The 14765-nt window shown below is 62.1% G+C and carries 13 protein-coding genes and 1 pseudogene; 10 read left to right on the top strand and 4 right to left on the bottom strand.

Features of this window, described 5'->3' with window-relative positions; all coding sequences use genetic code 11:
• Positions 1–50: 50 nt before the first annotated feature.
• From KIO74_RS09275 to cydX, 3 genes are read left to right on the top strand one after another with little or no spacing between them, the layout of a single operon-like run.
• Positions 51–1628 (top strand): cytochrome ubiquinol oxidase subunit I, encoded by a 1578-nt coding sequence (locus KIO74_RS09275; protein WP_213331731.1) that lies wholly within the window; start codon positions 51–53, stop codon positions 1626–1628.
• Between the two features lie 5 nt (positions 1629–1633).
• On the top strand, positions 1634–2785 hold the full coding sequence (cydB, locus tag KIO74_RS09270) for a cytochrome d ubiquinol oxidase subunit II (protein WP_213331730.1): 1152 nt from the start codon (positions 1634–1636) through the stop codon (positions 2783–2785).
• A 21-nt stretch (positions 2786–2806) separates the two neighbouring features.
• On the top strand, positions 2807–2926 hold the full coding sequence (cydX, locus tag KIO74_RS09265; protein ID WP_213323820.1) for a cytochrome bd-I oxidase subunit CydX: 120 nt from the start codon (positions 2807–2809) through the stop codon (positions 2924–2926).
• 106 nt (positions 2927–3032) lie between these two features.
• On the opposite strand, the gene KIO74_RS09260 is transcribed toward cydX, so the two are convergent.
• The gene (locus KIO74_RS09260; protein WP_213331729.1) at positions 3033–4355 is read right to left on the bottom strand and encodes an MFS transporter; all 1323 of its coding nucleotides are present in this window, start codon (positions 4353–4355) and stop codon (positions 3033–3035) included.
• Between the two features lie 359 nt (positions 4356–4714).
• Here KIO74_RS09260 and KIO74_RS09255 point away from each other — a divergent pair, with 359 nt between their 5' ends.
• The 3 genes and pseudogenes from KIO74_RS09255 (at position 4715) to KIO74_RS09245 (ending at position 7092) form a co-directional block, all read left to right on the top strand.
• Complete coding sequence (locus KIO74_RS09255; RefSeq protein WP_213331728.1) at positions 4715–5026, top strand: hypothetical protein; 312 nt, start codon at positions 4715–4717, stop codon at positions 5024–5026.
• 86 nt (positions 5027–5112) lie between these two features.
• Positions 5113–6503: pseudogene (blh, locus tag KIO74_RS32445) on the top strand (bifunctional sulfur transferase/dioxygenase Blh).
• Between the two features lie 379 nt (positions 6504–6882).
• The gene (locus KIO74_RS09245; protein WP_110376366.1) at positions 6883–7092 is read left to right on the top strand and encodes a cold-shock protein; all 210 of its coding nucleotides are present in this window, start codon (positions 6883–6885) and stop codon (positions 7090–7092) included.
• 71 nt (positions 7093–7163) lie between these two features.
• Here the strand turns inward: KIO74_RS09245 and KIO74_RS09240 are convergent, their stop codons facing one another.
• The 3 genes from KIO74_RS09240 to KIO74_RS09230 all read right to left on the bottom strand — a co-directional run bounded on the left by KIO74_RS09240 (position 7164) and on the right by KIO74_RS09230 (position 9291).
• Positions 7164–7457, bottom strand: coding sequence for a hypothetical protein (locus tag KIO74_RS09240; RefSeq protein WP_213331727.1), 294 nt, complete (start codon positions 7455–7457; stop codon positions 7164–7166).
• A 265-nt stretch (positions 7458–7722) separates the two neighbouring features.
• Positions 7723–8394, bottom strand: coding sequence for a GntR family transcriptional regulator (locus tag KIO74_RS09235; protein WP_213331726.1), 672 nt, complete (start codon positions 8392–8394; stop codon positions 7723–7725).
• 12 nt (positions 8395–8406) lie between these two features.
• Positions 8407–9291, bottom strand: a complete 885-nt coding sequence (locus KIO74_RS09230; protein WP_213331725.1) for a dihydrodipicolinate synthase family protein — start codon at positions 9289–9291, stop codon at positions 8407–8409.
• Between the two features lie 526 nt (positions 9292–9817).
• Between KIO74_RS09230 and KIO74_RS09225 the strand changes: the two genes are divergently transcribed.
• From KIO74_RS09225 to KIO74_RS09210, 4 genes are all read left to right on the top strand, one after another.
• Positions 9818–11143, top strand: coding sequence for an ABC transporter substrate-binding protein (locus KIO74_RS09225; protein WP_213331724.1), 1326 nt, complete (start codon positions 9818–9820; stop codon positions 11141–11143).
• A gap of 255 nt (positions 11144–11398) precedes the next feature.
• Entirely contained in the window at positions 11399–12337 is a 939-nt protein-coding gene (locus KIO74_RS09220; RefSeq protein WP_213331723.1) for a carbohydrate ABC transporter permease, read from the top strand.
• Positions 12334–13158: a carbohydrate ABC transporter permease gene (locus KIO74_RS09215; protein ID WP_213331722.1), complete on the top strand. Its 825-nt coding sequence runs from the start codon at positions 12334–12336 to the stop codon at positions 13156–13158. Before KIO74_RS09220 ends, KIO74_RS09215 begins: the two co-directional genes overlap by 4 nt.
• A gap of 275 nt (positions 13159–13433) precedes the next feature.
• Entirely contained in the window at positions 13434–14441 is a 1008-nt protein-coding gene (locus KIO74_RS09210) for a helix-turn-helix transcriptional regulator (protein ID WP_213331721.1), read from the top strand.
• Positions 14442–14765: the final 324 nt, after the last annotated feature.

The raw sequence follows: 14765 nt of genomic DNA, 5'->3' as shown, positions 1-14765 counted from the left end.
CCTCCCGCACCGGTGATTGAGAGAGGCCGCCGGGGGCCGGCGGAAATGAGATGGAACTCGACATCGTCTCGCTGTCACGGCTGCAGTTTGCCCTGACAGCGCTTTACCACTTTCTATTTGTACCGCTCACTCTGGGCCTCTCGGTACTGCTTGCCATCATGGAGACGGTCTATGTCATGACCGGCCGTCCGATATGGCGGCAGATGACCAAGTTTTGGGGAACGCTTTTCGGCATCAACTTCGTGCTGGGCGTCGCCACGGGCATTGTCATGGAGTTCCAGTTCGGGATGAACTGGAGCTATTACAGCCACTATGTCGGTGACATCTTCGGCGCGCCCCTGGCGATCGAGGGCCTGATGGCCTTCTTCCTTGAGGCAACATTCGTCGGGTTGTTTTTCTTCGGCTGGGACCGGCTGTCCAAGGTAGGCCATCTCATCGCCACCTATGCCGTCGCGGCGGGCTCCAATTTCTCGGCCCTGTGGATCCTCATCGCCAATGGCTGGATGCAGAACCCCGTCGGTTCCCAGTTCAATCCGCAGACCATGCGCATGGAAGTCGCCGACTTCTACGAAGTACTCTTCAACAGCGTGGCGCAGGCCAAGTTCGTGCATACGGTCTCGGCCGGCTATGTCGCCGCGTCGTTCTTCGTCCTCGGCATCTCCGCCTGGTATATCCTCAAGGGCCGGCATGTCGAACTGGCCAAGCGTTCGATGACCGTCGCGGCCTCTTTCGGTCTCGCCGCTTCGCTCTCGGTCGTCGTGCTCGGTGACGAAAGCGGCTACCTCTCTTCCGAACACCAGAAGATGAAGCTCGCCGCCATCGAGGCGATGTGGGAGACCGAGCCCGCGCCCGCCGCCTTCACCCTGTTTGGCATTCCGGATCAGGAAGCACGTGAGACCCACTATGCCATCCGTATCCCGTGGGTCATGGGCCTCATCGGCACGAGGACGTTGACGGAAGAGATTCCCGGCATCAAGGAGCAGGTCGAACTCGCCAAGCTCCGCATTCACCAGGGCATCCAGGCCTACGACGCCTTGCAGAAGATCCGCGCTGCCGGCTCGACGACAAATATCCCGGCTGACGTGCGGAATGCCTTCGAGGAGAACGGCACACGGCTCGGCTATGCGCTCCTCCTGAAGCGCTACGTCGATGATCCGCGTACCGCCACGCCCGAGCAGATCGACAAGGCAGCCTGGGACACTGTGCCCATGGTCGCCCCGTTGTTCTGGACCTTCCGCATCATGGTCGGCCTCGGCATGTTCTTCATCCTTCTCAGCGGGACGTTCTTCGTGCTCTCGGCTCTCCGGAAGCTTGACCACTACCCGTTCCTGCTGAAGGTCGCGGTCTGGTCCATCGTCCTGCCGTGGATCGCTATCGAATGCGGCTGGTTCGTCGCGGAATACGGCCGCCAGCCGTGGATCATCGAGGGTGTTCTGCCGACAGCGGCCGCCGTTTCCGATCTCGGCGTCACCACGGTCCTTCTCACCATCATCGGCTTCGTGGCGATCTACACCGTCCTGCTGATCATCGAAATGAAGCTGATGCTGCGCGCCATTCGCAAGGGCCCGGAACCGGATGACGAGCCCGAAGCGGTGCTCGCGCCCGCCAAGCTGGTCGCCGCGGAGTAATACCAATGATCCTGCATGAACTGATTAGCTACGACATTCTCCGCGTCATCTGGTGGGCGCTGCTCGGCGTCATCCTCATCGGTTTCGCCGTCACGGATGGCTTTGATCTCGGCGTCGGGACACTCCTGCCCTTCGTCGCGCGTGACGATATCGAGCGCCGCGTGGTGATCAATACGATCGGCCCGGTCTGGGAGGGCAACCAAGTCTGGCTGATCCTGGGAGGCGGCGCGATCTTCGCGGCGTGGCCGCAGCTCTATGCGGTATCCTTCTCAGGGTTCTACCTCGCGATGTTCGCGATCCTGTTCGCGCTCATCCTGCGCCCTGTCGGCTTCAAGTATCGCTCGAAGATCGAGGACCCCGGCTGGCGCGCGTGCTGGGATTGGGCGCTCTTCATCGGCGGCTTCGTGCCGGCGCTGATCTTTGGCGTGGCCATCGGCAACGTGTTGCAGGGCGTGCCATTCCGCCTGAACGACGAACTCCGGATCTTCTACGACGGCACGTTCTTCGGCTTGCTCAACCCCTTCGCGCTGCTGTGCGGCCTGGTGTCGGTCGCCATGCTCGTCATGCACGGGGCAGCGTGGATCGTGCTGAAGACCGAGGGGCCGGTCGCACGGCGTGCCCGGCGGGTCGGTGAGGTAGCCTCGCTGCTCACGATCCTGCTGTTCGCGCTCGGCGGCGTCGCGCTGTGGCTCTTCGTCGGCGGCTATCGCATCACCAGCCCGATCGACATGGTCGGCCCGTCCAATCCGCTGCTCAAGACGGTGGAGAGGGGCGGCGGCTGGTTCGCGAACTACAGCGCCCACCCATGGATGATGATCGCGCCCGCGGCCGGCTTCATCGGCGCCATCGCCTGCTATTTCAACGCGAGGGCCGGACGCGAGATCGGGACGTTGCTGTGGAGCAAGCTGTCGATCTTCGGGATCATCGCGACGGTCGGTGTCTCGATGTTCCCGTTCATCCTTCCCTCCTCGGTGGATCCGCGGGCAAGCCTGGCGGTCTGGGACGCCTCTTCCAGCCACCTCACGCTCTTCATCATGCTGGTCGTGACGGTGATCTTCCTGCCGATCATCCTGGCCTATACCGCGTGGGTCTATCGGGTGCTGTGGGGCAAGGTCGACGAACAGGCCATCCGCGACGAGAGCGGCCACGCTTACTGATCAAGGGAAAGGATAGTCGCTATGTGGTACTTCTCCTGGCTTCTCGGCCTTCCCCTGGCAGCGGCCTTCGCCGTTCTCAATGCCATGTGGTACGAACTCACCGAAGACGACGCGAAGAGAAAGAAGGCAGAAAAGCCATAGTCTCGGGCGTGATGGGCGCGGGTGACGCGCTCCGGTCAAACCGCAACGAAAAAAGCCCCCCGCGTTTGACGCGGGGGGCTCTTCATTTGTGGAGCGGCCGCAGGGCTTAGCGGGTCGCAGGCTCCGGCGTCAGTGTCGCGCTCACCACATGGACGAGGGCGGGCCGGCGCATATAGGCGACAATGGCGACGACGCCGATGACGGTCGCGCCCGCGACATAGTGGATGGGGCCGATCGGATCGGTGACGAGCAGCAGCTGCACGGCCACCGGCGTCAACCCCCCAAAGATCGCGTAGGCGACGTTGTAGGAGAACGAGACGCCGGTGAAGCGCACGTTGTCGGGGAAAGCCCTGACCATGGTGTAGGGCACCACGTTGATAAGACCCGCGCCGAGGCCGGCGAGCGCCGACAGGGGGATGAGATAGTCGGTGTTGATCGCGGTGCCCATGTAGAGGGCATAGGCCGTGATGATGAAGAACGGACCGCCGGCAAGCGTCACCTTCACCAGCCCGAAGCGATCGATGAAGGCGCCCACCGCGAAGGCGGACAGGGTGATGCCGAGCGTCGCGGCGATGCTGGCGACCAGCGTCGTCAGGGCGGGCAGGCCGTGGAGACGCTGCATCAGGGTCGGCGTCATCAGGATGACGACCACCACGATGGCGGTCAGCATCCATGTCACCAGCATCGAGACGACGACGGCCGGGCGATAGCCGCGGAGCACCTGCTTCAACGGCAGATCCTCCACGAGCGCCTTGCGGGCCCGCATCGCCTCGAACACCGGGGTTTCATGCAGCCAGCGGCGCAGATACATCGCCACGAAGCCGAACACGCCGCCGAGGATGAACGGCAGGCGCCAGGCGAAATCGTGGATTTCCCCCGGGGTATAGACGTAGTTGATGAGTGTCGCCATCAGGGAGCCGAGCAGGATGCCGCCCGTCAGACCGCCGGTGAGCAACCCGCAGGCGAGGCCGACGCGATTCTGTGGCACGTGCTCGGACACGAAGACCCAAGCGCCGGGCGCCTCGCCGCCGATGGCCGCCCCCTGGAACACGCGCATGACGAGCAGCAGCAACGGCGCGGCATAGCCGATCGATTCGTAGGTCGGCAGGACGCCGATGATCAGCGTTGGCAGCGCCATCATGAAGATTGACAGCGTGAACATGCGCTTACGGCCGGTCTTGTCGCCGAAATGCGCCAGGATGATGCCGCCGAGAGGGCGAGCGAGATAGCCGGCCGCGAAAATGCCGAAGGTCTGCAGCTGCTCGAGCCATTCGGGCATGTCCGGCGGGAAGAACAGCTTGCCGATCACTACCGCGAAGAAGACGTAGATAATGAAATCGTAGAACTCGAGGGCGCCTCCGAGGGAAGCCAGTGCGAGCGTCTTGGCATCGCCTCTGGTCAGAGGTCGCGGGGCAACGGCGTCGGCCATCACAATATGTCCTGCTAGGCTATGCGATTGAAACGATGCTTCGCTACAGCACCAGACGGCGCAACGCCATGCCCGGAAAGGATGGCTCCTATCGGCTCGCCGCATAAGTCATGCACTTGGCGCATCGTCCGTCTGTTTGCAGCATGGCCGCTGGGATAGGGGGAACTGCACCAAGGCTTGCGGCTGGCGCCGGGCTCACTTATGCCTCATGCGGGGCGTGTCCAGCGGGCGCCATCGGTTGGCGCCTTTCGGCTGAAATACGCTCACGATAAGGATGGGGCGCCCGGCCCTGGACTGTTCAACCCGGGCGATATCGCCTGGATGCGGGCACGGACCTTGAGGTGCGAAAGGAGCCGCCGATGATCATCGCTGTCGGGCATGACGATCGGATCACACTTGAGGATGCAATGAATTTTCGCGGCTTCAAGGTGTCGGTGCCGTGGACTGCCCGCGATACCGCGCGGCTGGCCCGCGCCTTCACCGGAATCGGGCAAGTGGACGGGGCCGATCATGTCTGGATCGATCAGACCGCGCTGAACGCGCTGGGGCCTAAGGATGATCCGGCGTGGCGTGATGGGGTTTCGGGCATGATCCATTTCGCCGAAAAGCATGGCTGGGTGGAGCCGGGCAGCGGCGCTGTGCGGGCCCATATCGAATGGACTGCCGCCTGAGGGGCGCGACCATCGGCGGAACCGCAAACGCCGAGTGATCAATACCTTGTGAGAGGTTCACGATGAAGCTAGTTCAGATCAACGAAATGCTGTGGGTCGCTCCGCAAATTGATCCCGACGATTTCGCGACGTTGAAGGAGCGCGGCTTTACGGCCGTCGTCAACAACCGCCCGGACGGCGAGGAGCCCGGCCAGCCGACAGCGGCGGAGGCGGCGGCAACTGCGGCCTCGCTGGGGCTTGCCTACAGCCATCTGCCGTTCGCGGGTTATGGCTTCGATGAGGCATTCGTGCGCCAACATCAGGCCGCTCTCACGGCGCAACCCGGTCCGGTTGTGGCACATTGCCGTTCTGGCACGCGCTCCTTGACAATCTGGGCGATTGGCGAGGTCCTCGATGGGCGCATGGCCATCGATGAGGTTGACGCCTTTGGTCAGAGCTACGGCTTCGATCTTTCCGGCGTCCATCGCTGGTTCGCAAACCAGCCGTAAGCGACGCTTGCGCGGCGTCGACGCCGCGCGCTCCGTTTGCCTCACACGCTTGCACGCGCCTCGCAGGCGTCCGGGATAAAGTTTCCGCAAGGACATAGGGGGGACAGATGATGGGCCAGCCGCAGGTACAGGGCTTCTACGATGCCATAACGGGCTCGATCCAGTACGTCGTCAGCGACCCCGCGACGCTGTCCTGTGCGATCATCGATCCGGTGCTGGACTTCGACGAGAAGTCAGGGGCAACTGCTACACGCAACGCCGACCGCTTGCTTGACTACGTGGCTGAGCATGGGCTCAAGGTCGTATGGATTCTCGATACGCATCCCCATGCGGATCACTTCTCCGCCGCGAGTTACCTAAAGGAGAAGACCGGGGCGCCGACCGCGATCGGGGAACACGTGCGGGATGTGCAGCAGTTGTGGAAGGAGATCTACAACTGGCCGGAGCTCCCCACCGACGGTTCCCAATGGGACAGGCTTTTCGCCGAGGGCGACAGGTTCGCGATCGGTAGCCTCGAGGGGCGCGTGATGTTCTCGCCCGGCCATACGCTGGCGTCGATCACCTATGTCATCGGCGACGCCGCCTTCATCCATGACACGCTGTTCATGCCGGATAGCGGCACCGCGCGCGCCGATTTTCCGGGCGGCAGCGCCAGTGCCTTGTGGCGTTCGATCCAGGACATTCTGTCCCTGCCGGATGGGACCCGGCTATTCACCGGGCACGACTATCGGCCCGGCGGACGTGACGCCCTCTGGGAAAGCTCTGTGGCGAAGCAGCGGGAGAGCAACAGCCATATCGCCAAGAGCGCGTCGGAAAGCGACTTCGTGACTCTCCGCGAGGCGCGCGATCGCACCCTCCCCATGCCAAAGCTCATTCTCCACGCGCTGCAGGTCAACACCAACGGCGGACGCCTGCCTGAGCCCGAAAGCAATGGACGGCGCTATCTCAAATTCCCACTTGATGCCTTGCCGGGCGCCGCGTGGAGTTGAACGGTCTGGCTCGAAGCAGTCTGATATGATTGTGAAGTGCCCGGCGGTGGTTGTTCGGGGCCAAAACCAACGGGGCGCGCCGTCATTTCCGCGATCGAGAGGGATTTCGTCGATAAATTGGAATGGCGAGCGATCTTCGCGGTGTTTTCTGCGGTGACGTGCCGAACATGCAATTAAATTGCTGATATCGTAGTGCGAATTCTTCTTTGGAATGGATCGCGTCAATCCGGTAGGGCCCATGGGAAAGAGGCTTTCCGGCGATAAAACTCGCTCCGACATCCACATCGCCACAATTGAGGATTTGGCATTGTCGCACGCACGGGCTATCTGTCGCGTTGAGGCAGGCGCAACTCGGCGCTCGCTGCAGAAGGACGACAAGATGGCTACCGGAACAGTTAAGTGGTTCAACGACCAAAAGGGCTATGGCTTCATTCAGCCGGACAATGGCGGCAAGGACGTGTTCGTCCATGTCAGCGCGGTGGAGCGCTCGGGCCTGAGAGGCCTTACCGAAGGTCAGAAGATTGCCTATGAGGTTGAAGCGGACCGCCGGACCGGCAAGGACGCGGCCGTCAACCTGCAGCAGGTCTAAGATCGACTGCTACGGGGCCGAGCGATGCATCGGCCCCGATTCGCATCCATGGACCAGCAGGGAATGCCCTGTCAGCGTCTGGATTTTCTAGCCTGCCGTGGTGACTTCACAGGCGTCGCCTTCAGCGAAGTTGACGCATCGCAGCCCGTGCAGATGCCGCTGGTCGATTCCCGCGCCTTGCGATCCCATGTGGCATAGCGCGCCGCCATATCCTTTTCGGACCGGGTGGGCTTGGTCCAGTCCTCGCTGGTGGGACGCTGCCGGGCCGGTGTGGTCGTATCCGCCGGGCGGGACTGGGCTAAAGCCGGAGCCGCCAGAAGCGCGACAAGCACGGCCGACGTAACTGCAAAAACGCGCGCGGTCATCACGAAGCTCTCATCACATGCAGGGCATACGCAGCGTTGCGGCGCGATGGCCCTCATGAAGAATTCCATGCGCATCGGCGAGCTCCCCGATCTCCTCCGCGCATCGCGAAGAGATGGTAGGCGCTTATCTTTCTGTCAATGGGTAACACGGCTTCGGCATCCGATCGCGACCCGATCGAAGTGGCCGGCTCGGAATTGTGCGAGCCGGTGGCAGGCGCCGCCGGTCAAGGCCCCGCTTCAGTTCGGCGGTCAAGTCCGTTCAGACTTACCGCAACCCTAGCGCTCGCCGCCGCGCGCTATCGATATGTTTGGCAAGCGCGCTTGCGGCCAAGGTCGGATCGCGCGTCTCCATCGCGGCGATCACGGTGAGATGCTCGTTCATGACAGGCACGACGAGACCGTCGATCCGGGTCAACTCCTGCCGGATCAGCCGGATCTTGATGGAGTTCACCCGATAGGCCTTGGCGATGATCTCATTGCTCAAGGCATCGATGATCGTGTCATGGAAGCCCCAGTCGACAGCCTGCGCCTCCGCGGCGAGATCGGGACTGGTCACGCCCTGTTCCGCACGCCGGAGGATATCCTCGTGCCGGGCGCGGATTGCGGCGATCGTCTCATCCGAGGCCGTCTCGACGAAAAGGGCCACGGCCTCTTTTTCGAGAAAGAGGCGAAACTGATAGGCATCCCGGATGAGGCCGAGATCGATATGCGCGACCTGCATGCCGCGCTGCGGCACCGTCTTCACCAGTCCCTCGGCTTCGAGCCGGGGGACGAGTTCACGGATCGCGCCGAGTGTCAGGCCCGTCAGCTCGACCAGCTCTCGTTGGGAAACGAACTGGCCCGGCCGTACGGCGTTGGCAAGCAGGTGCCGGGTGAAGCTGTCGTAGGCTATCTCGCGCAATTTGGGAGGTTCGCGCTCTTCGCCCGTCCTCTCCATCCGACACTCCTCTCAAGCGGCCGTTGCAGAAAAGATCCGATCGCAGCGTTCTCCGAGCTGGGCCATCTCGGCGCGCGACAATGCGGTTAACGGCGGCCGCATGGTCAACCATCCGGGCTCGCCGCTGCGATGGGCGACGAGCGCCTTGATCGCTGCCATGACCGGATAGCCAAGGACCGTCTCGACCAAGAGGTCGACACGCTGATCGGGGCGCCCCTCCACCACTAGGGGCAATAGCGCATCTGGGCATATGTTTGCCAGCCCCGATATCGCCCCTTGGCCGCCGTTTCTCACGGCGCGAGCCAGGCTGCGCTCATCACCGACCAGAATGACACGGTCGCGATGCGCCTCCAGGAGTTGTTCCGTATAAGCCCAGTCTCCGGCTGAATCCTTGACGCCGATGAACGCCTCCGGGAAAGCGCGAATGAGCCGTGTGATCAAGGACAACGGCATCGCAACCGCTGTCACCTGGGGGATATTGTAAAGCAACATATTACGCGCCCGGGATCCAAGGCGCTCCACCAGTGCGGCATACCAGCCGAAAACCCCGTCCTCCGCCACACCCTTGAAGAAGTAGGGAGGTGGAACGAGGAGCGCGCGGCAGCCGTGATCCAGCGCAAGAGTTGCCTGCGCGACCGCGTCGGTGACAGCTGTTGCGGCTATGCCGCCCACGATGCGATCCCCGGCGATGCCATCCCTGGCGAGCGCGGCGAAGGTTGCCTCGCGCTCCGAAAGCCCAATCGACGCGCCTTCGCCGGTCGTGCCGAACAGGGTGATGCTGCTGCAGCCTCTGGCCAGACACCAGGATGCCTGCTCCGTGAGGAGACCATTATCGACCGCTCCAGAAAGCTGAAAAGGAGTTGCAAGAGCCACCGAGAGGCCGAATTGACCAGGCATGATAAACAGATCCCGCTTGTATTGACTGCACACTAACATGTTAGTCGGATGAAAATGTGCTTGCAAGGGCCGTCCAGCCTGATCAACAATAGATCGTGCCGATTGCGGAGGATCTGCACCGGCGTGGCTTGGACACATGCATGTCGGATGTTGCTTGCTGCGGATCAGCGGGATGGGGCGGGTCTCATGAGGAGTGCGTAAGCTCAGCTCTTGGTGTGCCGGCACGCGCGCGGACAGAGGGGCCCTTCGGCAGTTCTTTTTTGTGTAATTGATTGGGATGTGGAGGTGCCTGACAGGCTGATGCGAAGTCCAAGTGTTTTTGACATCCCGGCGTTTCATCGTCTTCGCGGGGATCGGCGTCTGACCTTCGCTATAGGTCTAAAGGATGTGGTGACCAATCCATCGCCGGGTTGCAGATTGAATCAAAACGGCAGCTTGGCTATCGGGTTGGCCTTTTTGGGTGATGAATGACGGTACTGCTCAAAAAAGTGCCGCGTCAGGGATGAAATGAAAGGGGAGGAAAGCGATGTTCGACAACGGCATCTCGCGCCGCTCGGTGCTCAAGGGAAGCTTGGCGGCCGGTGCTCTGGGTCTGGCGGGAACGCCGGCCTTCGCCGATCCGCAATGGAAGAAGTTTGCCGGCACGAAGCTTGAGGTCAATCTTATCAAGAGCCCGCGGGGCGAGGTTCTTGAGAAACACGTCAAGGAGTTCACGGATCTCACCGGCATCGAGGTCGCGTCGGAGCAGATCCCGGAGCAGCAGCAGCGCCAGAAGGCCGTTATCGAGCTGACTTCGGGGAAGCCGAGCTTCGATGTTGTGCATCTGAGCTACCACGTGCAGAAGCGGCAGTTCGAGAAGGCGGGGTGGCTGGCCGATCTCACGCCGTTCATGAAGAATCCGGATTTGACGGCCCCGGATCTGACCGAGGCCGATTTCTCCTCCGCCGGCTTGCTCTACGCCAAGGACCAGAGCGGAGCGATGCGCTCTCTGCCGTTCTCGGTGGACTACTGGATCGTCTATTGGAACAAGGACCTCTTTGAAAAGAAGGGCCTGAGCTATCCCACCAATTTCGAGGAGATGGTGAAGGCCGCCGAGGCCCTGACCAATCCGTCGGATGGTACCTATGGCTTCGTCGCCCGCGGGTTGCGCAATGCCAATGTGCCGGTATGGGCGAGCTTCCTGCTCGGCTATGGCGGCAATTTCCTCGATGCCAGCGGCAATCTCCTTACTGACAAGCCCGAGGCCGTCGAGGGCGCCAAGCTTTATCAGCGCCTGCTCACCAAGGCCGCACCGCCCGGCGTTGCCGGCTTCAACTGGTCGGAGTGCCAGTCGGCCTTCCTGCAGGGCAAGGTCGGCATGTGGCTCGATGGCGTCGGCTTCGCGCCCCCGCTCGAGGATCCGACCAAGTCGCGCATCGTCGGCAAGGTCGGCTACGGGGTCATGCCCGCTGGTCCCAAGCTGCAGGCTTCAGCCACCTTCGGGGACGGCATTGGTGTCACCGCCGCGTCGACCAAGAAGGAGGCCGCCTATCTCTACTGCCAATGGGCCGTATCGAAACTCATGGGCGCGCGCCTTCTGCAGGCTGGTGGTGGCGTGCCGTTCCGCAACTCCATCCTCGATGACAAGGAGGTTCGCGGCGGTGTGAAAATGCCTGCGGCCTGGGTCGATGCGGTTGTCGGATCGGCGAAGGTCAGTCGGCTCGGCCTGCCGGTGGTCATTCCGGTCACGGAGTTCCGCGACATCATCGGCACGGCGCTGACGAGCACCTTGTCGGGGGCGGATCCGGCGGCCGAGCTCGCCAAGGCGACCGAGCAGTTCAAGCCCGTGCTTGAACGCAGCGAACGCGGCTGAGCCACCGGGCGGCCCGGCATCGGCGCGTGTCAGATCCGCGGGATCCACGTCGCCGGGTCGCCAGCGAGCATGCCCCGATGGCCTTGGGGTGGGGTCTATCGGGCCGATAGACGGGGCATGCTCGCCTCATTCTGCACGACGGCGCGGTGATGGTGGGATCGCCGCTTCTCGCCGGCGCGATGTCCCCGATCGGGCAGGGGGCGATCGTCGGAGGGGCGATCGTCATTCTTATGATGCAACAAGCACAAGTGACGCATGAGTGAGCTCACCATGAGGGAGGCCCCGGCCTCCACCACGCATCAATCCGCCAACAGGCATTGGCGCCCCCCGTCCTATTGGCCGTTCGTTCTGCCGGCGATCATCACGGTCAGCGCGGTCATCGTATTTCCGTGGGTCTTCACCCTGTGGATGAGCCTGCACGAATGGACCGTCGGCGGATCCTCCAGCTTCGTTGGCTTGACGAATTACCTGCGTCTGCCGCGCGATCCGCGTTTCGCGGACGCTGTCATCCACACGCTCTATTACACGGTCCTCTCCGTGTTGCTTCCGCTTCTGCTCGGCACCCTGTCGGCGGTGATCTTCCACGCGCGGTTTCCGCTGCGCGGCTTTCTGCGCGGCATCTTCGTCATGCCCATGATGGCGACGCCGGTCGCGATCGCGCTGGTATGGACGATGATGTTCCATCCACAGCTGGGCGTGCTGAACTATCTCCTGTCTCTTGTCGGCATTCCGCCACAGCTCTGGGTCTTCGAGCCCAGGACCGTCATCCCCTCGCTCGTGCTCGTGGAGACCTGGCAGTGGACGCCGCTCGTCATGCTCATTCTGCTCGGCGGGCTCGCCGCCATCCCGACGGAGCCTTATGAGAGCGCATTGATCGACGGCGCCAGCCGCTGGCAGATGTTCTATTACATAACCCTGCCGATGATCGCTCCCTTCCTTATGGTCGCCGCCATCATCCGCACCATCGACGCGTTGAAGAGCTTCGATATCATCTATGCGATCACGCAAGGGGGGCCTGGAACGGCTTCCGAGACCATCAATCTGTATCTTTATAGCGTTGCCTTCGCCTACTACGACATCGGCTATGGATCGGCGATCGCCGTTGTCTTCTTCGCGCTCGTCATTGGCCTGTCGGTGCTGTTGCTGGCGCTCAGGCAGCGTACGAAATGGACCGAGGTGGGAGGCGCCCTATGACACTGCGTGCCATTCTCGACCGGGTCCTCCTTATGGTTGCCGTGGCGATCATCGTCTCGCCGGCGCTGTTCTTCTTCATCTGGATGCTGTCGCTGTCACTGAAATACGAGGTCGACAACGCGGCGTATCCGCCGATCCTGATCCCCGAGACTTTCGCGTGGCAGAACTACGCATCGGTCCTTGAGTCCAACCGCTTCCCGCTGTTCTTCCGCAACAGCCTGATCGTCACGGGCACGGCCACGCTGCTCGGACTGATCGTCGGCGTGCCCGCGGGCTACGGCATCGCGCGGATGAAGGCGACCCGCTCCGCCATCGTCATCCTCATCGCGCGCATGACCCCGGGCTTGTCCTACCTCATCCCGCTCTTCCTGCTGTTCCAGTGGCTGGGCCTGATGGGTACGCTCTGGCCGCAGATCATCATCCATCTCGTCATTACCGTGCCCATCATCATCTGGATCATGATCGGCTATTTCGAAACGACGCCGATGGAACTCGAGGAGGCGGCGACCATCGACGGCGCCAACCGCTGGCAGGTGTTTCGCCACGTGGCGCTGCCCATCGCCAAGCCCGGTGTCACGGTCGCCTTCATCCTGGCGGTGATCTTCTCCTGGAACAACTTCGTGTTTGGCATCGTGCTCGCGGGCCGGGAGACACGCACCCTGCCGGTCGCGGTCTACAACATGATCTCCTTCGAGCAATTGAGCTGGGGGCCCCTGGCGGCGGCGGCCCTCATCGTGACCCTGCCTGTTCTCCTGCTGACAATTGTTGCCCAACGCCAGATCATCGCCGGATTGACGGCGGGAGCGGTGAAGGGCGGCTGATCCTAGCCGACAAGCTCGTGCCTTTTGTGGAGCATGACGCTCAAACAGACATGCGGTGTCGGTCGTGATTTCTTGGGTGGTGCGGCCCGGGAGCCCATGGACCGATAGCTCGCGAATCCGGTCCTGAGTGGGGCGGGAGGTCGCGGTCCCCTCTAGGCTTGGTCGTTGCGCGAAGCGTCTGATATTAAGGCAGGAACGGCTAAGCGAGGCTCGTGCAAAACGGCCCGGCTGCAGCTATGATCTCTGTGGCTTAGCTTTTAGTGCCAGGCGTTCTCATGTCGCAGCCCGTGGTTCCCGCTCCCGAACTCTACAGGTTCGATCGTCTCTCGACCGACGATTTCGAGCCCGCGACGCTTTATGAGGCCTGGCGCGCGGCCGCCTATCATTCCGTTGATCTTTTGCCACCGGACGAGGAACTCAGAGGCACCGTCAAATTCGTCCGTGGCAAGTCCGGCGTGTTCGGCAGTCACCAAGGATCAGGCTATCAAACGGTGTTTTCGCGTGAAGCGCGCAGCGCCGGGCTCGGCGAATGCATGGTCATCGCCTTGCTGGCCGACCGTCGTGTCGCGTTGGAGGGGCCAGGTGACGCGCGGATGATCGCCGAGAGCGGCTCGATGGCGCTTTACGACGTGGCCCGGCCGATGCACTACCACTGGAGCAAAGGCAAGGATCTTTATCTTCTGTTGCCGCGGCAAGCAGCCCTTGAGGCTATTGGTGGCGCTTTGGATGGCTTGTCGCTTCCGCTCGAGCGGCAACGCCTTGCGCCGTTCCTGCGTACACAGATGATGAGCCTTGAAGAGCACGGGCATTTCTTGGCGCGCAACGAACTGGCGTCCATGCTCGACGCGACGGTGGAGACGGCCTTGCTGATGCTGCGCGGGATCACGCAGCACGCAGAAGCTGGAGCGGAGTTGCTCACGAAAGGTCTCTACGCCAGCGCCATCCAGTTCATGGCGGCGCATTATCCCGATCGTGATCTCGATCCTGTCATGATTGCCCATGCGTTGGGATGCTCGCGCGCGACGCTCTACCGCGCCTTTGCCGAGCACAACACGACCGTTATGGATGCGCTGCGAGAACTGCGTATGCAGAAGGCACGCAGGAAGCTCGAGGCCGCCACAGGCGGCAACGTCGGCACCATAGCTCTGGCCTGCGGCTTTCCGGATTTGTCGGCCTTTGGGAAGTTGTTCAAGGCGCGTTTTGGTGTTTCCCCGCGGGACTGGCGGATGGAGATCGAGCGGCCCCGCGCGCTTGTTTCGACGAATGGGAATGTTGGCGTTTAATCTTTCTCGAAGATTAAAAACAATTCATAGTGTGGCGTCGGTGTAATAATATGTGTAAGTATTTATAAGTAAGTTTTTCATTTTTACACGCGTTTGTGATTATTTCCGTGGTTGAGGAATGTCGGCGCAGTCAAAGCCTTACGCCGACTGGCGTGTGGCAGGCAGCAAGTCATGCCCGCTGAGATCGTCTGACCAACATTGAGACGCGCCGCCTATTGTCTCTGATAATCCTTCTATAACATATGGTTACAGCAAGCGATGGTGCTCGACGGGGCCGCTGTCGCACGCGATGAGTCATTTTCGCCGCGATGGTGGACGGGATTG

Source organism: Chelatococcus sp. HY11, assembly GCF_018398335.1.
In the GTDB taxonomy this organism is placed as follows: Bacteria; Pseudomonadota; Alphaproteobacteria; order Rhizobiales; family Beijerinckiaceae; genus Chelatococcus.
Note: the sequence above shows the minus strand (reverse complement) of the source record. Positions and strands in the feature narration are given on the sequence as shown.